The following is an 18,339-nucleotide window of genomic DNA, read 5'->3' on the forward strand; positions in this document are numbered from 1 at the left end:
AAAGGATAGGCCAGACCCGAGGCGGCCACCATCCCGAACCCGGTTCACCCGCCCTCCGCCGGCGGCGCGCCGGGCTTGACGACGAGCACCGGGCAAGGGGCGGTCCTCACGACCCGCTCGGCCACCGAGCCGAGCAGCAGGTGGCGCGCCCCGGTGCGGCCGTGGGTGGCGATGACGATCAGGTCGGCACCGACCTCCCCGGCCACCCGGACGATCTCGGCATGCACGGTCCCCGCCTCGACCCGCCGCTCCACCCCGCCGGGCGCGTCGAGTCCGCCCGGGGGCGCGAAACCCTCGAGCTCCCGCCGGGCCCGTTCGACGGCCGCGTGGAGCAGCTCCCCGTCGGAGAAACCGGCGATGTCGGGAACGAACGTGGGCAAAAGGTCCGGCACGACGTGGACGAGCACGAGCCGCCCGCCCGTTTCCCGGGCGATGTCTCGGGCGGTCTCGAGCCCGTGGCGCGAGTGCTCCGAGAAATCGACCGGAACGAGGATCGTCCGCCAGCGAGGCATGCGGGCCTCATCCCCCGGGGGCGAGCCGGGGAACCACGTACAGCAGGGCGAAGACGGTCAGGCCGTACAGGAGGATGTTCACCACCAGGGGGCGGTCGGCGACGAGTTCCCGCGCGGGGCGGCCGCCCTCACCGCGGACGTGGACGAGGTAGAAGTAGCGGAAGATCCCGTACAGCACGAACGGCACCGTCAGGCCGAGGTAGGGCGTTCCGAGCTTCCGCGCCACCTCCTCCGAGAGCGCGTAGAACGTGTAGGCAACGACCGTCGAAGCGGTGACCACCGCGATCATCTGATCCAGGAACGGCTCGGTGTAGCCGGCGAGCACCGCCCGGTGCCGCGTCGCGTCCCCCTCCAGGCTGGTCAGTTCCTGCCGCCGCTTGCAGAAACCGAGGAACAGGGCGAGGAGCGAGGTGCAGAGCAGGAGCCAGCTCGAGAACTCGACGTCGATCGCCTCCGCCCCGGCCACGGCCCGCAGGGCGTACCCCGACGCCAGCACCATCACGTCGAGAATCACCACCCGCTTCAGCGCCAGGCAATACGCCAGCGAGACGGCGGCATAGGCCACCGCCGCAGCGAGGAACCCGAGCCCGAGCAGCGCGCTCCCGGCGAGGCCGGCGGCGGCCAGACCCGCTGCCAGGGCGAGCGCCAGCGGCAGGGGCACGAGACCTGAGGCGATCGGCCGGCTCCGCTTGACCGGGTGGAGCCGGTCGGCCTCCCGGTCGACCACGTCGTTGACGAGGTAGACGAACGAGCTCAGGAGGCAGAAGAGGAAGAACCCCGCGGTGGCCCTCAGGACGGCGTGCGGATCTCCGGCTCTCTGGGAGAAGACGAGCGCCGCGAACAGGAGAACGTTCTTCACCCACTGGTGCGGCCTGAGCGACCGGACCACCCCGGCCCACACCCTGCGTCGGGACACCGGGGAGGCGGCCATCACGGCGCGTCGTCGCCGTCCGCTCCCTCGCGGTCGTGCAGCGTCACCACGCGCACGATCTCCAGCGTCCGTTCCCCGGACGGCGCCCGGACGGTCACCAGGTCCCCCTCCGAGCAGCCCGCGAGAGCCCGCCCGATCGGCGAGTTGATGGAAAGCTTGCCGTTGGCCGGATCCCCGTCCTCGGCGGCCACCAGCTCGTACCGCCGTTCCTCTCCCGAGTCGACGTCGACGACGTCCACGATCGAACCGAACCCGGCGCGGTCGCGGGGAATCTGCGACATGCGGATCGTCGAAAGCTGACTCAGGCGCCGCTTGAGCTGGCCGATCCTGGCCCGCACGTAGGACTGGCGCTCGAGCGCCGCGTGGTACTCCGCGTTCTCGCGCAGGTCGCCCAGCGCGGTCGCCCGTTCGATCTCCTTGGGAAGCTCGTACCGCAACTCGTGCTCGAGTTGCTTGAGCTCCCGCTCGACACGCTCCCGGATTTCCCGCATCGGCTCCCCGTCTTCCGGCCCCTCGCCCCCCTCCGGCTCCGGGGCCGCGCAAAGTGTACCGAAACCGGGGCGCCGCGGGCACGCCGGCGCCCTGCGGCCGTGCCGCCCCCGCCGAAAAAAACGGGGAGGCCGGCCCGAAGGCGGCCTCCCCTCGAGCAAGGGGGGGTCATGAAGCGTCCACCGTCGAATCTAGGCGGCGAAAAGGGGCGGTCAAGACGCCGGTGCGGGCTCCTCCCGACCGCGGGCGGGCCCCTTGTCGCGAGGTGGGGGGGCGGTGTCGAAGACACCGAAGTCGCACCGCTCGATCTCCTCCCGGTGTTCCTCCAGCCACGCCACGGTGGCCGGGTCCAGCCGGTCGAGAACCGCCTTCTTCTGGGCGGCGGTCTCGTAGGCGAACGGGGCCACGAAGGCGATCTGGTGCCGGACCGCCGCGAGCCTCTCCTGCAGCCGGTCACGGGCCTTCGGATCCTCCGGAGGATTGTTGGCGAGGTGCCGCTGCAGCCCCACCGCCAGCTCCGCCAGTTCCCGCACGAGCTTCGCCTCCGGCGACGGGCGATCCGAGACGGCACGCAGCCACCGGCCGTAGACGAGGAACGTCAGCCGCATGTACTGCTCGAACGACAGCCCGTGCTGTTCGAGCAGCTCGTCCAGCTTCTTGCGCATCACGGTGACGCGGAGAAGGGAGCCCCACATCGGTATGGTGCCGGCCTCCCGCAGCGCCCACTGCGTCAGGTCGAAGCTGTGCTCCTTGTAGTACGGCTGCAGCGCCTTTCGGATCTCCAGGAACTTCTCCAGTTCTTCCGGAGCGGCGGGGTCGAAGGAGGCGTCGATGAGCCGCGACTGGAGCTCCGCCGGCGACTCCCCCGCGACGGCCGCGCCGGCGGCCAGCGCGGCGGCGAGTGCCAGCGCCCGGCGCACCCCTCTCACGCCCGGGGCTCCTCCGCCGGGCCCTCCGGGCCGCCGAGCAGCTCCTGGACGCGGCGCTCGATCGCCTCCAGATCGTTCACCCCGGTGAAAACGTCGGCCACCGTCCCGTCGCGGTCGATCAACAGAAGCGTCGGGATACCGATCACGTCCCCCCAGGCGCACGAGAATTCCGCCGCGTCGTCGTCGTAGAGGACCTGATACCCGACGTCCCGCTGCGCCACGAAGCTCGGGCCGATGCTCATGGCGTTGCTGTCGATCATGATGCCGACGACCTCGAAGCCGCGGTCCCCGTACTTCCGGTCCATCGCCTCCAGATGCGGAAGCGCCGCCAGACACGGAGCGCACCAGGTCGCCCAGACGTCGACGAGGGCCACCTTCCCGGCGATCAGGTCGTTGACCACCACTCGGCCGCCGCTGGCGTCCTTCACCTCGAGCGGCGGAGCCTTCTCGCCGGCGCGCAGAAGGTCGCGCGGCTCGCACGTTTTTTCCGCCGTCGCCGTGCATCCGCTCAGGAGCAGGGCGGCCCCGAGCGCCAGGGCGAGCCCCGCCGGAACCGTCCGCCGAACCAGCCTGCTTCCGGTCACGTCGGTCTCCTCCGCGCGCCGTCGTTTCCTGCGCCCCCGCAGCCCGGCGCCCGGCTGCCTCCTCCACGCCTCGAAGGCGGCGATCTTAGCCCGGCGCGCGGCGGGGCGCCGCCCCGCCGCCATGCGATAATCGCGCGCCGGCGCCGCGCGGCGCCGGGGAGGAGCGATGGGGTCACCGGAGCGGGGCATCGCCGTCTTCGGCGGCGTCGAGGCGGAACCCGGTGACGCCGCCTACGAGCTGGCCCGCCGGGTGGGGTGCCTCGTCGCCGAGCGCGGTCTGCCGGTCGTGACCGGCGGTTACGGCGGCGTGATGGAGGCCGCCAGCCGAGGGGCCCGCGAGGCCGGGGGGGAGGCGGTGGGGGTGACCTGCGCGGCGTTCCGCGGGCGGACGCCGAATCCCTACCTCACTCTCGAGATCGAGGAGCCGACGCTTTCGGCGAGGACCGAGCGGCTGGTCGCCCTCTCGCGCGGGTTCGTGGTGCTCGCGGGTCGCGCCGGGACCCTCGCCGAACTCGCCTACCTGTGGGCCGCGTTGCGGGCCGGCGTGATCGCCGCGCCGGTGGCGATCCTGGACGACGCCTGGTCCGCCCTGTACCGTGAGCTGGTCCGCTCCGGGCGCCTCGACGAGCGCCCGCGCCGGGCGACGCGGGTCGCCCGGGACGCCGACGAGGCGGTGGCGATCGCCTCGGGCGGAGGATCGGGATGAGCGAACCGGCCGGAGGCGCGCCTCCGAAGGGGGTGATCCGCGAGTACGTGGAAACGATCGCGGTGTGCGTGCTCTTCCTCGTCTTCGCCCGCACCTTCGTGTTCATGCAGTCGAAGATCCCCACCGAGTCGATGCTGAACACCCTCCTCGTCGGGGACTACATCCTCGTCAACCGGAACGTCTACGGCGCTCCCGGGGACGGCGGCGGACTGGCGATCCTCGGGCAGCGCCCGATCCGCCGGCAGGACGTGATCGTCTTCCGCTACCCCGAGGATCCCGACGTGGACTTCGTGAAGCGGGTCATCGCGCTGCCGGGCGAGACGATCCGGATCGACGCGGGACGCGTGTACGTGGACGGCGAACCGCTCGACGAGCCGTACGTCCGCCGGACGGTCAGCCTGGACCGGACCTACTTCGGGCCCTACAAGGTGCCGAAGGACGCCTACTTCGTGATGGGCGACAACCGCACGAACTCCAGGGACTCGCGCGTCTGGGGTCCGGTGCCGCGGGCGATGGTCAAGGGACGGGCGTTCTTCGTCTGGTTCTCGTACAAGGAAGACCGGAACGATCACCTCCGGACGGGCTGGCGCCGGCTCTACTCGATCGGCAAGAAGCTCGTTCACTTTCCCACCCGCACGCGCTGGCATCGCCTGTTCTCCCTGATCCGCTGAGCCCCGGCGGGCTTCCCGTTCGTCCTATACTCACCGCCCCGGGGCGGGTTGCCGTGCCCGAGGCGCCGAGCGAGGTTCTCCCTCGGGCTCCGGGAGCTTCTCAGGGAGGGAGTCATGGACCAGTCGAAGGGCGACGACCGCCGTCCGGAAAGCGCGCGGCCGGCCGAGGAGCCGCGCGTCGCCCAGGAGCTACGCTACGACGGGCCGATCACCATCGACGACGAGGCGTTCGAGCAGGGACCGCGGCACCCCGGCTCGGCGCGCCGCACCGTGATCGCCTTCTTCGCCGTCTCGTTCGTCGTCGTCGTTCTGCTCGGAGTCGCCCTGTTCCTCAAGGAGGACGAACAGGCGCCCGATGTCACGTCGCTCGTCGCCGCGGCCCGCGGCGAGAAACCCGTTCCGGGGCTCGCGCCGCCGCCGCCGGCGGAGCAGCCCGAGGCGGCCGAGCCCGGAACGAACCCCGCCGCGCCGGCCGCCGAGGCGGACGCCGGCGCCTGGCGCCCGGTGCCCGCTCCGGAAACGCCACCGGAGGCGCCGCAACCGGCCGCCGCCGCGGCCCCACCGGAAGAGCGCCCCGCGCCGCGGGCCGCCGCGCACTACGTCGAGCCGGCCGCCGAACCCGCCGCCGGGACCGCGCCGGTCGAGGCGGCCCGCGGGGGGAGCCTCGCGGAGGTCGCCCGCCGCTCGCGCCGGCTGGCGATGGCGGCCCCCTCGGGAAGCTGGACCCTGCAGGTGCTCTTCGCCTGCGATCCGGCGAACGTCCGGCGAGCGCTCGCCCAGGCGGGCGGGGACGAGCTCCTGGTGTTCGCCGTGAACCGCGACGGCCGGCAGTGTGACCGGCTGGCGTGGGGCATCTTCGGCAGCCGGGACGAAGCGTCGGGCGCGGTCGCCCGGGTTCCCGCGTACTTCCGCCGCGCCAATCCGCCGCAGCCGGTGGTGTTGGCGCGGGCGGCGGGGTTGTGACGGCTCTCCCGTGACGGGCCGAACCGCCATCGCGCTGCTCGCCCTCGCCGGGGCCGCCGGTGCCGCCTCGCCGGCGGCCGTGCTCCACCTGAAGAGCGGCGGTGCGGTGGCGGTCTCCAGCTACTGGATCGAGGGCGACACCGTCTTCTACGAGGGGCCCGGTGGGGTGGTGGGCCTGCCTCGCAGCGAGGTGGCCCGCATCGACGACGACGCGCCCGGCCCTCCGCCCGGCCGTCGCTCCCCCGCCGCCCCGAGGCCGGAGGCCCGGCCGTCGCCTCCCGATCGCGGCAGCCAGGACCGCTGGAGCGACGAGGAACTCGAGCAGGCGATCGCGAGGCTCGAGGAGGAGCGGCGGCGGGCCGGTATCGCGGAGCAGCGGCGGCGGATCGACGAGGGTCTGGCCAACCTGCACGTCCTCCTGGCGCGCCGCCATGCGGAGCGGGGGGAGCTGGATGCCGCGGAAGACGAGTACGAGCGCGCCCTCGGCCTGCTGCCGCGGCATCGCGTGGCGCGGGTCGAACTCGGCTGGCTCGAGTTGCGCGCCGGGCGCTCCCGCCGGGCCGAGGCGGTGGTCGAAACGGGACTCGCCGCCGATCCGGACGACCCGTGGCTCCTCGAGCTCCGCGGGGAGATCCTCTACCGCGCCAACCGCCTGGAAGACGCGCTCGAGGACCTCCGCGCAGCCCTGAGAAAGCGACCCGGCGATGCGGGCCTTCGCGCGCGGCTGGAAAAGGTCCGGCGCGACCTTTCTGCGGAGCGCGGGTACCGGCGGACGCTCTCCCGCCATTTCGAGGTGCGGTACGACGGCGACCGGGACGACGCCGCCGGCGAGCTGCTCGTCGAGGTTCTCGAGGACGCCTGGGACGAGCTGACGAGAGAGCTCGAGGTCTACCCCACCGAGCCGATCACAGTGATCCTGTACACCAGCCGCCAGTTCCACGAAACGACCGGGACGGGACGCGAGGTCGCGGGGCTGTACGACGGGAAGATCCGGCTGCCGGCCGGCGGGATCGAACGCGTGACCCCGGCGGTACGCCGGGTGGCCCGCCACGAGCTGGTGCACGCCCTGCTGCGGGCCAAGGCGGCCGGACCGCTCCCCCGGTGGCTTCACGAGGGGCTGGCGCAGCTCCTCGAGCCGCGCGATCCGGACACCGTCCGCCCCGCCCTCGCCCGCGCCGCCTCGGAGGGGCGGCTCGACCTCGAGCCGTTCTCCTACCCTGCATCGCTGTCCTTCGTCGCGTTCCTCGACTCCCGCTACTCGCGCACCCGGCTCCTGTGGCTGGTGGAGCGGCTGGCCCGCGGACAGCCGGAGGACGATGCTTTCCTCGGCGCCTTCGGCGCCGGACGCGAGGAGCTCGTCGACGAATGGCGGCGGTGGCTGCCGGAGCGGAGCTGACCTTTCCCGCCGAGGGGCGGCTGGCGCAGTATCCCCTGCCCTCTCTCCTCGGGTGGCTCGGTCGGCTCCGGGCCACCGGCGCGCTCGACGTCACGCGCCGGAAGCTCGTCCGGCGGTTCGTGCTCGAGGAGGGGCGGGTTCTCGTCGTCGTCTCCAACGCCCTCGAGGACCGCCTGTACGAGTGGGCCCGCGAGTCGGGTCGCCTCGACGTCGAGGACTGGAAGGCCGTGTCGCTCGAGCAGCGCCTGGCGCGCCGGCCCCTGGCCGGAGCCGTCCTGGTGGAGCGCGGTCTGGCGACCCCCGGCCAGGTGCGGGGGTGGTTGCGCGACCAGATCGTCGAGCTGCTGTGCGAGGCGGCCGCGTGGCGCGACGCTCGCTACGCCCTGCACGCCGGTCGGGCCGAGCTGGGTGAAGAGCCGACGGCGGACCTGCCCGCCGTCGCGGCGGCCCTCGAGGTGGCCCGCCGCGTCGCCCCGCCCCGCCGGCCGGTTCTGCCGCCCTACGTGGTCGCCCGGATCGGCGCGGAGGAGCTCGAGGGAATCGAACTCCGGCCTGAGGAGCGGGCGCTTCTCGAACGAGCGAAGGAGCCGATCGCGCTCGGCGCCCTCGCCCCCGAGCGCGATACGGCCGGGCTCGAGGTCCTCTGGGCGGCGGGCCTCCTGGCGGAGGCCGAGCCTCCCCGGCATGCCGCGGAGACGCATCACGTCCGCGAAGAGGAGCTGCAGGAGTGGCTCAAGGCGGCGGCGGCCGAGCAGCTCGAGCGGCTCTTGGGCGTCGAGCCCGGCGCGGACGTGGACGAAGTGCGCCGCGGGTACTACCGCACCGTGCGCCGCTTCCATCCCGACCGCTTCCGGGGCGGGCCCCTCGCCCGGTATCACAAACAGGTGGAAAGCGCCTTCCGGCTCGTGCACGAGGCGTTGAAGATCCTGACCGATCCGGCCGAGTACCGCGCCTGGCAGCAGCGCCGGCGGCAGAAGGTCGCACGCCGGCCGGAGGAGATGGCCCGGCAGCGGCTCGCGCTCGCCCGCGCCGCAGCGCGCGCGGGAAATCGGGCACAGGCGGTCGAGCACCTCGAACGCGCCATGGAGGATCACCCGGACGACGCCGAGGTGGCGTTCCACCTGGCGCTGCTGCTGATCGGCAACCCGCGGCGCCGGCGTGAGGCAGCGGGGCTGCTGGAGGACCTCGCCAAGCGCCATCCGCACCGCGCGGACATCCTCGCCGCGTGGGGCATCGCCCTCAAGCGCCTCGGCGAGGGGGACCGCGCCGTCGCGGCGATCACGCGGGCCCTCGCCCTCGACCGCCACCAGCTGATCGCCCGGGCGGCCCGTAACGACGAGGCCGCTCTCGAGCGGTTGCGCGACGATCCGTTTCTCGGCCCCCTATTCCGGAGCTGACGGCGGCGCGGCGAGGAAGGCGCCGATCCGCTCCGCCGTGGCGGCCGGACGCTCCCACACCACCATGTGGCCGGCCCCCGGAACGATCTCGAATCGGGTGCCGATGCGATCGGCCATCTCCCGGCCGATCCGGGGCGGGACCAGCCGGTCCTGCTCGCCGAAGATGACCAGGGCCGGCACGGCGAGCCCTTCGAGCAGGCCGTCGAGGAGGAACCGGCCGGACAGGGCGGACGCGAGCAGCGCAGCGGAGGTCCCCGCCGGGCGCCGCACCGCGATCCACAGCAGCGGCGCCGGCACGAAGCGGGGCGGCCGGGCGAACAGAAGCGGGAGGCTCGCGCGGGCCTGGGCGACGGTCGTGGACAGCAGCTGGGGGAGCGGTGGCGGATCGAAGGGCAGCCCGGGAGAGGAAACCAGCACGACCGGCCCGCACCGCCCCGGGTCCCGAAGCGCGGCGTAGGCGACGATCCACCCGCCGAGCGAATGCCCCACGAGCGCGGGCCTCGGGCCCATCTCGAGCCGCCCGGCCGCCTCGAGCAGCAGGTTCGCGGCGGCGCCGATGTCGAGCGGCCGGATGGGTGCCGGGGAACGGCCGTGACCCGGAAGGTCGATGGTCACGGCCCGGAAACCGCGGCGCGCCAGTTCCCGGGCGAGAGGAAGGAGAACCGTCCCCTCCCCCCGAAGGCCGTGCAGGAGCAGAACGGGCCGGCCGCGGCCGACCTCCAGGTATCGCAGGCGCGCGTCCCCGGCCTCGATCTCCCCCGCGCGCGCTCCGTAGCGCCATCGCGCCGCGAGCCGCCAGGTTCCCAACGCCAGCTCGGGAAAGGCGGTGAGCGCGGCCGCCAGCAGGAAGGGCGCCGCCGCGGCGCCGAGGAGAGCGGCGCGGCGTCCCGGCGTCACGATTCCTCCCGGGCCAGCCGCACGATCGTGGCCCCGGCACCCCCTTCGTGCGGCTCCGCCTCCCGCCACGAGGCGACCTCTTCGTTGTCCTCGAGGCGGGCGCGGACCGCCGCCCGCAGCCGGCCGGTCCCGATCCCGTGCACCACCCGCACCTCCTCCAACCCCGCCAGGCACGCATCGTCGATGTACCGGTCGAGCTCCGGGAGCGCCTCGTCCACCCTCTTGCCGATGAGGATCAGCTCGCGCGGAACCTCCCGCCGCGAGAGTTCGGCGTGGACGCCGGGGCGGTCCGGAGGTGCCTTCCTCACCGCGGCCGGGGCGGCCCCTCCGGAGCCGGGACGCAGATCCTCGGCGGCCACGGTGAACACGGAGCGCCCCAGCTCGACCTGCGCCCGGCCGTGGCTCACCGACCGCACGACACCCTCCCTCCGCAACGAGGCGACGAGGACGCGCTCGCCGGCGCGAGGGCTCCAGCCTCGCGGCCGCTCGGGAACCGGCTCTTCCCGCGGCCCGTAGCGACGCTCGAGCCGGCGCAGCGCTTCGGCGCGCGAGCGCTCGAGGGCCCGGCGGTCGCGCGACCGGCGCAGTTCGTCGAGGATGCGCTGCGATTCCCGCCGCAACTCCTCCAGGCGCTGTTTGACCTGGCGCTCCCAGTCCTCGCGCAAGCGCTCCCGCGTGCGGGCGAGCTTCTCGCGTTCCTTCTCGAGCCGGGCCTCCAGTTCCCGCCGGCGGGCGACGTAGTTTTCGCGCTCGCGCTCGATCTCGGCGGCGGTCCGCCGGATCGCTTCCAGCTCGCGCGCCGCCTCCGCCCCCGCGGGGTCGAGCCGCCGCCGCGCCTCCTCGACCACTTCCCGGGGGAGCCCCAGTTGCTCGGCGATCGTCAGGCCGATCGAGGCGCCCGCCACGCCGGGCACGATGCGGTAGGTGGGCCGGAGCGTCCGCTCGTCGAATTCCGCCGCCGCGTTGAGCGCTCCCGGCGTCCGGTAGGCCCAGGTCTTCACCGCCTGGTGATGGGTGGTGGCGACGACGTGGACGCCGCGGCGCCGGAGGCGGTCGAGGACGGCGATCCCGAGGGCCGCGCCCTCGGAGGGATCGGTCCCGGTGCCGATCTCGTCGGCGAGCGCGAGGGCCGGCGGTTCCGCCTCCCGCACCATGGCGGCCAGGTTGCGCACGTGGCTGGCGAAGGTGGACAAACCGTCGTCGATCGACTGCTGATCGCCGATGTCGGCCATCACCGCGCCGAACAGGGGGAAGCGCGCCCGCTCGGCGGGCACCGGAAGGCCGGCGTGGGCCATGAGCGCCAGCAGGCCGATCGTCTTCAACGCCACCGTCTTCCCGCCGGCGTTGGGACCCGAGATCACCAGCACCCGCGTTTCCCGATCGATGTCGATGTCGAGCGGGATCAACCGGCGGCCGGAGCGGGCCAGGGATCGCTCGAGCACGGGGTGCCGCGCCCGCACCAGCGTGAGTCCCCCCTCGCCCAGCTGCGGGCGGCAGGCATCGGCGGCGTCCGCCCACGCGGCGACCGCCTCGAGCCGGTCGATGTCCGCCAGCACGCGGGAGGTCTCGGCGATCTCGGCCCGGCACCCGCGGAGGAGCTCCGTGTAGCCGGCGAGGATCCGCTCGACCTCCTCCGCCTCCTCGTCCTTCAGCCGGACGAGCTGGTTGTTGATCTCCACCGTCTCCATCGGCTCGACGAAGAGGGTCTTCTCCGAGCCGCTCCTCCCGTGGACGATTCCGGGGAACCTCCGGGGAGTGTCGACGCGCACCGGGAGGACGAAGCGGTCGTTCCGGACCGTGATGTACCGGTCGCGCAGGACCGGACGCGTCCACTCCGCGTCGAGGAGCGATTCCAGGATCGAGGTCAGGCGGTCGCTCAGATGGCGGATCTCGCGGCGGAGGCGGGCGAGCTCGGGGGAGGCGTGGTCCTCGACATGCCCGGTGGGTGTGACGTTCCCTCCGATCGCGGCGCGCACCCCGCCGAGGTCGGGGAAGCGGGCCCAGTCGGCGGCGAGCTCCGGGTACCGGTCGGGATCGAGCTTTCTGAGGGCCTCCGCCACCTCCGCCGCGACGTCGAGGAGTCGGACCGTCTCGTAGATCTCGATCCCCCCGAGAACCCTTCCGGCGATCCCGAGCGCGGTGAGCACCTCCCCGGGGTCGGCGACCTCGACGATCGGCAACCGGCCCTGCTCGGCGTGGAGGCGGCGGATCTCCTCGACGCGGCGATGCTCCGCGAGGGTGCTCTCGATGTCGGCCCGGGGGCGCAGCTCGAGAATCCGCCTCCGGCCCATCGGCGTCCGGGCGTGCCCGGCCACCATCTCGAGCACCGAGGCCCACTCGAGCCGGTCGAGGACGTGGTCGTCGATGCGCACGGCCCGATGACCTCAGCCCGACGCCCGCGAGTCCAGGGCCGCGAGGCGGCGCCGCGTCCGGAGCAGGTACTGCAACCCCGACGCGACCACCAGCGCTCCCGTCACCGCCGCCCCGGCATGGAGCAGGAGCGGCGGGAAACCGGTCCACACGTTCGCCAGGAGGAACCCGCCGGCCGTGCCCATCTCGAAGCCGGTCGTCCACTTCCCCAGGCGCGTCGGAGGAAAGCTCCGGACGTCGGTCGCGAGGTACAGGGCGGCGGCCACGAGCACGATCAGCACGTCCCGGGCGACGACGAGGAGCGCCAGCCAGGCCGGCACGTGCCAGGCCAGACGGAAGTCGGGGAAGGGCCGCGGCGCATCCGGCATGGCCATCGCCACGTAGCTGACGAGCATCATGAGCTTGTCCGCCGCCGGATCCAGGAACGCACCCAGAGCCGTCTGCTGTCCGAACCGGCGGGCGGCGAGGCCGTCGAGCCGGTCGGTCACCGCGGCCGCCACGAACAGGCCGAACGCCAACCCCGGCAGGCCGTTGAGGAGGGCCAGGGCGAGGGCCGGCGCGGCGGCCAGCCGGAGGAGGGTGAGCTGGTTGGCGACCGTCAGTTGCCGCAGCAGCGACTCGAAGGGCTTCATGCGGGGGATTCTACCGCCCGGCCGCGCGTGGCCCCCGGGCGCGGCCGGACCTAGATTCGCTCCGTCGGCGCGTCGCCCGGCCGCCCGCGGGGGGAGGGCCGGTCGCGCGACCGGAAGGGGATCGCCAGGTGAGTCGAGCGGTCGCCGAAGGCCCCAGGAAGGCGGTGCCGACGCTGCGCAGTCTGCTGAAGTTCCTGGTGGACAAGGAGGCGTCGGATCTTCACCTCAAACCGATGCGCCCGCCGCTGGTGCGGCTGAAGGGCCGCCTCCTCCCCCTCAAGGCGCCCCCGTTCCGGCCGGAAGATCTCGACCGGATGCTGCGCGAGATCCTCACACCGCAGCAGCAGCGCATTCTCGAAGAGAAGCTGTGCGTGGAGTTCGGACACTCCGTCGGCGGGATGTCGCGCTTCCGGGCGACGATCTTCTACCAGCGAGGAACGCTCGGAGCCGTTTTCCGGCGCGTGCCGATCCACTTCCCCACGATCGACGAATGGGGGCTCCCCGAGGCGATCAAGGAACTCGCCGATCTGCGGCAGGGCCTGGTGATCATCACCGGACCGACCGGATCGGGAAAGTCCTCGACGCTCGCCGCGTTGATCCACGAGATCATCAGCAAGCGGTTGGTCCACGTCGTGACGATCGAGGATCCGATCGAGTTCCTCTTGACCGACGGCCTCGGCGTCGTCACCCAGCGCGAGGTCGGGTCGGACACCACCAGCTTTCCCGACGCTCTCCGCAACGCGCTTCGCCAGGATCCGGACGTGATCATGGTCGGTGAGAACCGCGACCTGGAGACGATGGAGACCACGCTGACCGCGGCGGAGACCGGGCATCTCGTGCTGACGACCCTGCACACGAACTCCGCGGCCCAGACCATCGACCGCATCATCGACATGTACCCGGCGGAGCAGCAGCGGCAGGTGCGCCAGCAGCTGTCTCACGTCCTCCAGGCGGTGGTCAGCATGCAGCTCGTCGAGCGGGCGGACGGGAGCGGGCTCGTCGCCGCCGTGGAGATCCTCCGCGCCACGCCGCGGATCAGCAAGCTCATCCGGGACGGGAACATCGGGGAGCTGCAAGAGGAGATGGAGCGGTCGGTTTCGTACCACCGAATGCAGACGATGAATCAGTCCCTGGCGGCGCTGGTCGTCAACAGGGTCATCACCCGCGAGCGGGCTCTCGAGGCCTCGCCGAACCCGGGCGACCTCGACCTTCTGCTCCGCAAGCTGCTCTACTCCGCGAACGCGACCGACGCCCCGGGGGAGGAACAGGAGATGGCTTCCGACGCCGATTTCTCGCGCATCCACCGCCTGATGGAGATCGAACGCCTCTACGACGAGCTCCAGGAGCGCCACCAGCAGGCGATCGCCGAGCGGGACGCGAGGATCGCCGAGCTGCAGGCGCAACTCGACCAGTTGCGGAACGCCGATGCGGAGCAGGACCAGCGGCTGCGGGCACTCCAGGACGAGCGGGACCGCATCGCGCGGGCCATGGAGGCGCAGCGCGCCGAGTACGAGGCGAAGATCGAGCGCCTGCAGGCGCGCGTGCGGGAGCTCAGCACCGAAACCGCCGGTCGCGGCGGGCTCTTCCGCCGCTGACCGCGAGGCGGGCCGGAGCGCTCAATCCCCGCGCGCGGGCCCGATCGTGGCGATGGCGTGCTTGAAGACCACGTGCTCGGCCCCCCCGTGGTCGAGAACGATCGTGTAGCGATCGTAGCCCCGCAGCCGCCCGATCAGGCGCTTGCCCGAGACCAGCCACACCGCCACCACCGCGCCGTTCTGGCGCAGGCGCTCCAGCAGCTTCGCCTGCAGATCGGACTCTCCGGCCATGGGCGGATTATAGGCGACGGCGGGGCTCGCGCGCGCCGATCTCCCGGAGCCACTCGATGACGATCCGCTCGGCGGCGTCCACGAGGCCGGGAGCGTCGGCCTCCAGCCAGCGCACGCCGGGTTCGCCCCTGAACCAAGTCATCTGGCGCTTCGCGTAGCGGCGGGTGTTCCGCTTGACCAGCTCGATCACCTGCGGGAGGCGATCCGGAGCGCCTCCCTCCTCCAGCCAGGCCACGACCTCCCTGTACCCGATCGCCTTGAGCGCGTTGGCCGACCGGGGGACGCCCTGCCCGAGGAGCCGGCGGACCTCGTCGACCAACCCCGCCGCGAAGAACTCCTCCACGCGGGCGTCGAGACGTTCGGCGAGTCGCTCCCGGGGCAGCCGCAGGCCGAGCCGGAGCAGCGGAAAGCGGTCCGGGCCCCGCCAGTCCGTCTGCAGCGGCGCCGGCCGGCTCGCCGGATCGACCAGGCGCACCTCGAGCGCCCGGACGATCCGCTGGCGGTCCCCGGGGCGGAGGCGGGCGGCCGCTTCCGGATCGATCCGCCGCAGCATCCGGTGGAGGAACGGCACCCCGCGCCGCCTGGCGATCGCATCCAGCCGCGCGCGGAGCTCCGGCCTGCGCCGCGGCGCGGGGGTGACCCCCTTCGCCAACCCGCGCAGGTAGAGCCCGGTGCCGCCCACCACGACGGGAAGCTCGTCCCGCCGGGCCGCTTCGACGAGTTCCGCCTCGGCCGCCCGGACCCAGCGCCCGAGGTCGGCGTCCCGCTCGGGCGGAAGCCAATCGACCAGCGCCCACCGGTGGCGGCGCTCCGCTCCGCTCGGTTTCGCGGTGGCCGCGTCCAGCCCGCGGTAGACCTGCACCGCGTCGCAGGAGATCAGGCGACAGGCGTACCGGTCGGCCAGGGCCGCGGCCAAGCCCGTCTTCCCGGTCCCGGTGGGCCCGACGACGGCCACCGTCGGCGGGAACCTTGCGCGTGCGCCACTCATCACCGGCAGGCGGCCAGGGCTCCGCAGAGCTGCAGGCCCGCCACGTAGACGGCCAGGAGCGCCCCGAGGAGGAGCAGTCCGTCCGTGGCGTCGCGGGCCGCTTTGCGCGGATCGCGTCTCATGGCGCGTCGATGCGGGCGATCCTCGCTCCCGTGTAGTAGTGCGCGAGGATCTCCCGGTAGCTCTTCCCCCGGGAGGCCATCCCGAAAGCGCCGTACTGGCACAGGCCGACGCCGTGCCCCCACCCGCGCCCTTCGAAAAGGGCGCGCCGGACGAGGCCGTCCTCGTCCCGCTGAATCTCCACCCCGAACAACGTCTCCGGCAGCCCGAGGGCACGCCGCAGGCGGAATCCCTCCACCACCGCCCGGCCCGCGGTGCCGATGGCCTCGAGCCGCGCGACGCGGCCCGAGATCCCGCGCTCGAGCACCCGCAAGTCGCGCAGAGCGCCCACCGGTGCCACCTCCGCCAACGAGCGCTCCAACTCCCGCCGGTCCCGGACGAGGGTCCAGCGGAAACGACCGCTGGACCGGTCGTCCGCCACCCCCTGCCGCTCCGGAACGGCTAGCAGCCGAATGCGCCCGCCGGGGTCGGTCACGAGGCGCACCGTGTCCCCGGAGAGCAGCCGGACCGACCTGACCCAGTGCCAGCGGCCCCCCGTCTCGGCGACGATCCACGGGGCGGCATCCGGCGGGAGATCCCGGACCACCCGGCCCGAGCGCACCCGGAACGCGGCGCCCGAACCCTGAATCTGCCCGTCCTCGAGTGGCACGAGGCCGTAGCGCTCGGCCAGCCGCAAGACCCAGGTGAGCGCCTCTCCGCGGGAAGGGTGCGCGGCCGGAGCGAGACGTCCCGCATCCTCCGGGACGACGAGGCCCTCTGCCATCAGGGCGGCGACCAGGAGGCGATCCTCCGGGGCGAGCGCGCCCGCATCGTCGACGGGAAGGAGCGGGTCGAGCGGCCCGTCGGGGACCGACGATTCGATGAGAGGGCCGGCGAGCCCCAGGCCGCGCGCCCACCAGCGCCACGCCTCGAGTCGGGTCGGGCGGCCTCCGATCGGCGCCGGTGCCGGCCGTCCGGCCCGGCGGGCGAGGGCGCCGAACAGCGCCGTCAGATCGGCTCCGGTGACCCGCTGGCGCCGCCAGGCGGCGCGAAGGATCTCCGGCCCGGCGAGTCCGTGGGCCACGAGCCGCGCGAGGCCGAGAGGATCCGGCCCCGGGCCGGGATCGCCGACCCCCGCCCCCTCGATCTCGACCCAGGAACGCTCCAGCTCCTCCTGCTCGGGGCGGCACGGCACCCCGCGCAGGTAGGGCGCCGCCATTTCCGGGAACACGACGGCTGCGTCCTCCGTGTGCCCCCCGCATGTCGAGGTGTACAGGGCATTGATCGGCTGTCCGTCGAAGACGAGGATCTCGCCCGCGGTCTCCGCCACCGCCCGGTCGCTGAGCGGATGCTCGCTCGCCTGCCCGCCGTAGACCTGGCAGCGCGGGGTGTCGCAGATGTCGAAGCCCGCTTCGGCGAACTGCCCGCGATTCGCGTACGCGTAGGTCCGGGCGGCCACCGCCTGGGCCTTGAGCGCCTCCAGCTCGGGGAACGCGCCGGGGCCCAGCTCTTCCGGAACGACACCCCGCAGGTACTGCTCGAGATTGAGTTCGTTCACGACGAGCAGGGTGCCGCGGTCGGTCACCCGTATCTCCAGCACGCCGCGGTACGGGCGGCCCTCCTGCGTGACGAGCCCTCCGGGGGCCGCCGCCACGATCGCGGACGTGCCGGCGGAGCGAACCCGCCACCGGGCGTCCACCAGCTTCAATCCGGTCGCCTCGAACGACGCCTCCGGCTCGGCGACCACCCAGGCGTCCGGGAATCCACCGGAGCGCAGCGCCGCCAGCAGGCCGGCGAGCGCGCGCGCCTCCGGCGCCCGACCCACGCGCACCCGGAAAACGCCCCGCGGCGCGTCCCGGACGGCCCGTGCGGGAACGCGGTGCTCCCGCTCCAGCCGCCGCGCGAGGGCCCGTGCCGCCCCCTCGTCGCGGAACGCTCCGACCTGAACGGCGTAGACCTTCCGGCCGCTGGCGACCTTTTCCCCTTCGGGGACCACGATCACCTCTCCCGGAGCCCGGTCCTCGCTCCACAGCGGGCGGCCCGTCGCCGCATCGAAGAGCAGGAGCGGTCCCTCCGTCGCCCCGACCCGCACGGCTTCCTCGGGTGCGCTGAGCGCCACGCGGATTCTCGGCGGCGGGATCGCGACGCCCGGGTCGACGTGGTCGAGTGCGCTCGGTCCGGCTGCGAGGGCCAGCGCCGCCGCGCCGGGGGCCCAAGCGGCGATCCCCCCGAGGAGGCGGGAACGGGCGCCAGCTTGCCTCCGGTTCGCCGGTCGGCGCCGGCCTCGCCGGATCCTGTCGTCCCGGAGCCGCGAAATCACAGGAAGGAGGCGATCGCTTCCGTGACGTCCTTGTACACGTCGAGGACCCGGGTGAGCTGCGTCACGTGCAGGGCGTCGGAGACACGCTGGCTCACGTGGGCGATCTTCAGGTCGCCCCCGGCCTCCCGAACCCGCTTGAGGGCCGCGACGAGTTCACCCAGCCCGGCGCTGTCGAGAAAGCTGACGGATTCCATGTCGAGGACGATGAGCTTCCGGCCTTGATCGAGCTGTTCCTTGACGACGTTCCGCAGGGCGACGTCCCCCTCGCCGACCCGGACCGCGCCCTGCGGGCGGAGGATGGTGACCTTCCCCGTCTGGTCCACGCTGATCTTCATCTGGCGCCTCTCTCTTTCGGCTTCACCCCTTCCCGGCCGGCCCTCCGGCCGGGCCTTCGGGGCATTCTAGCCCGGATCATTCGCCAAGCCCTCGGCCGCAGCGCCGGATCGGCTCGCCGGCCGGGGCCTCGGCCTTTCCGAAACGGAGCCGGCCTTTCCGCGGCCGGACGCCCGCCGGACCGTCCGGCCATCCGTACGGCCGCGCTCGTCGCGGCCAAGCCGCCGACGCGCGCCCCGGCGGAGTCCTCTTCGAGGGCGCTCGGTCGCTCGGACCGGCGGCCGGGGAAACCGGCA

Annotated in this window: 17 protein-coding genes; 5 read left to right on the forward strand and 12 right to left on the reverse strand. The window is 73.3% G+C overall.

The genetic code is table 11. The features are described 5' to 3' along the window. Window positions 1-44: 44 nt before the first annotated feature. The 5 genes from D6718_03410 to D6718_03430 form a co-directional block, all read right to left on the reverse strand. On the reverse strand, window positions 45-512 hold the full coding sequence (locus tag D6718_03410; GenBank protein RMG47540.1) for a universal stress protein: 468 nt from the start codon (window positions 510-512) through the stop codon (window positions 45-47). A gap of 7 nt (window positions 513-519) precedes the next feature. Next, a complete protein-coding gene (locus D6718_03415) occupies window positions 520-1,443 on the reverse strand; it encodes a decaprenyl-phosphate phosphoribosyltransferase (GenBank protein RMG47541.1) in 924 nt (307 codons plus the stop codon). After that, window positions 1,443-1,934 carry a transcription elongation factor GreA gene (locus D6718_03420; protein RMG47542.1) on the reverse strand — a complete coding sequence of 164 codons (492 nt, stop codon included), beginning with the start codon at window positions 1,932-1,934 and terminating at the stop codon, window positions 1,443-1,445. The genes D6718_03415 and D6718_03420 overlap by 1 nt, the downstream gene beginning before the upstream one ends. Window positions 1,935-2,144: 210 nt before the next feature. Then, window positions 2,145-2,861 (reverse strand): hypothetical protein, encoded by a 717-nt coding sequence (locus D6718_03425; protein RMG47543.1) that lies wholly within the window; start codon window positions 2,859-2,861, stop codon window positions 2,145-2,147. Further along, complete coding sequence (locus D6718_03430) at window positions 2,858-3,634, reverse strand: TlpA family protein disulfide reductase (GenBank protein RMG47544.1); 777 nt, start codon at window positions 3,632-3,634, stop codon at window positions 2,858-2,860. The genes D6718_03425 and D6718_03430 overlap by 4 nt, the downstream gene beginning before the upstream one ends. Here D6718_03430 and D6718_03435 point away from each other — a divergent pair. The 4 genes from D6718_03435 to D6718_03450 all read left to right on the forward strand — a co-directional run bounded on the left by D6718_03435 (window position 3,612) and on the right by D6718_03450 (window position 8,578). After that, the gene (locus D6718_03435; protein RMG47557.1) at window positions 3,612-4,151 is read left to right on the forward strand and encodes a DNA-binding protein; all 540 of its coding nucleotides are present in this window, start codon (window positions 3,612-3,614) and stop codon (window positions 4,149-4,151) included. The genes D6718_03430 and D6718_03435 overlap by 23 nt on opposite strands. Further along, on the forward strand, window positions 4,148-4,822 hold the full coding sequence (lepB, locus tag D6718_03440) for a signal peptidase I (GenBank protein ID RMG47545.1): 675 nt from the start codon (window positions 4,148-4,150) through the stop codon (window positions 4,820-4,822). Before D6718_03435 ends, lepB begins: the two co-directional genes overlap by 4 nt. A gap of 832 nt (window positions 4,823-5,654) precedes the next feature. Next, window positions 5,655-7,181 carry a hypothetical protein gene (locus D6718_03445; protein ID RMG47546.1) on the forward strand — a complete coding sequence of 509 codons (1,527 nt, stop codon included), beginning with the start codon at window positions 5,655-5,657 and terminating at the stop codon, window positions 7,179-7,181. Beyond that, the gene (locus tag D6718_03450) at window positions 7,151-8,578 is read left to right on the forward strand and encodes a DUF4388 domain-containing protein (protein ID RMG47547.1); all 1,428 of its coding nucleotides are present in this window, start codon (window positions 7,151-7,153) and stop codon (window positions 8,576-8,578) included. Before D6718_03445 ends, D6718_03450 begins: the two co-directional genes overlap by 31 nt. On the opposite strand, the gene D6718_03455 is transcribed toward D6718_03450, so the two are convergent. The 3 genes from D6718_03455 to D6718_03465 are packed head-to-tail and all read right to left on the reverse strand — an operon-like array spanning window position 8,564 to window position 12,477. Beyond that, on the reverse strand, window positions 8,564-9,544 hold the full coding sequence (locus tag D6718_03455; protein RMG47548.1) for an alpha/beta hydrolase: 981 nt from the start codon (window positions 9,542-9,544) through the stop codon (window positions 8,564-8,566). The two genes, D6718_03450 and D6718_03455, sit on opposite strands and share 15 nt — an antisense overlap. Next, entirely contained in the window at window positions 9,472-11,847 is a 2,376-nt protein-coding gene (locus D6718_03460; GenBank protein ID RMG47549.1) for a hypothetical protein, read from the reverse strand. The genes D6718_03455 and D6718_03460 overlap by 73 nt, the downstream gene beginning before the upstream one ends. 12 nt (window positions 11,848-11,859) lie before the next feature. After that, window positions 11,860-12,477: a CDP-alcohol phosphatidyltransferase family protein gene (locus D6718_03465; protein ID RMG47550.1), complete on the reverse strand. Its 618-nt coding sequence runs from the start codon at window positions 12,475-12,477 to the stop codon at window positions 11,860-11,862. Window positions 12,478-12,641: 164 nt separating this feature from the next. On the opposite strand from D6718_03465, the gene D6718_03470 reads away from it, so the two are divergent. Then, window positions 12,642-14,072 carry a PilT/PilU family type 4a pilus ATPase gene (locus tag D6718_03470; GenBank protein RMG47551.1) on the forward strand — a complete coding sequence of 477 codons (1,431 nt, stop codon included), beginning with the start codon at window positions 12,642-12,644 and terminating at the stop codon, window positions 14,070-14,072. Window positions 14,073-14,093: 21 nt separating this feature from the next. Here D6718_03470 and hfq read toward each other — a convergent pair whose 3' ends face one another. The 4 genes from hfq to D6718_03490 form a co-directional block, all read right to left on the reverse strand. Continuing rightward, window positions 14,094-14,303, reverse strand: a complete 210-nt coding sequence (gene hfq, locus D6718_03475) for an RNA chaperone Hfq (protein ID RMG47552.1) — start codon at window positions 14,301-14,303, stop codon at window positions 14,094-14,096. Window positions 14,304-14,310: 7 nt separating this feature from the next. Continuing rightward, a complete protein-coding gene (gene miaA, locus D6718_03480; GenBank protein ID RMG47553.1) occupies window positions 14,311-15,291 on the reverse strand; it encodes a tRNA (adenosine(37)-N6)-dimethylallyltransferase MiaA in 981 nt (326 codons plus the stop codon). A 118-nt stretch (window positions 15,292-15,409) separates the two neighbouring features. Further along, the gene (locus D6718_03485) at window positions 15,410-17,710 is read right to left on the reverse strand and encodes a SpoIID/LytB domain-containing protein (protein RMG47554.1); all 2,301 of its coding nucleotides are present in this window, start codon (window positions 17,708-17,710) and stop codon (window positions 15,410-15,412) included. Next, window positions 17,707-18,045 (reverse strand): anti-sigma factor antagonist, encoded by a 339-nt coding sequence (locus tag D6718_03490; protein ID RMG47555.1) that lies wholly within the window; start codon window positions 18,043-18,045, stop codon window positions 17,707-17,709. The genes D6718_03485 and D6718_03490 overlap by 4 nt, the downstream gene beginning before the upstream one ends. Window positions 18,046-18,339 lie beyond the last annotated feature (294 nt).

This window comes from Acidobacteriota bacterium, from assembly GCA_003696075.1.
GTDB lineage: Bacteria > Acidobacteriota > Polarisedimenticolia > J045 > J045 > J045.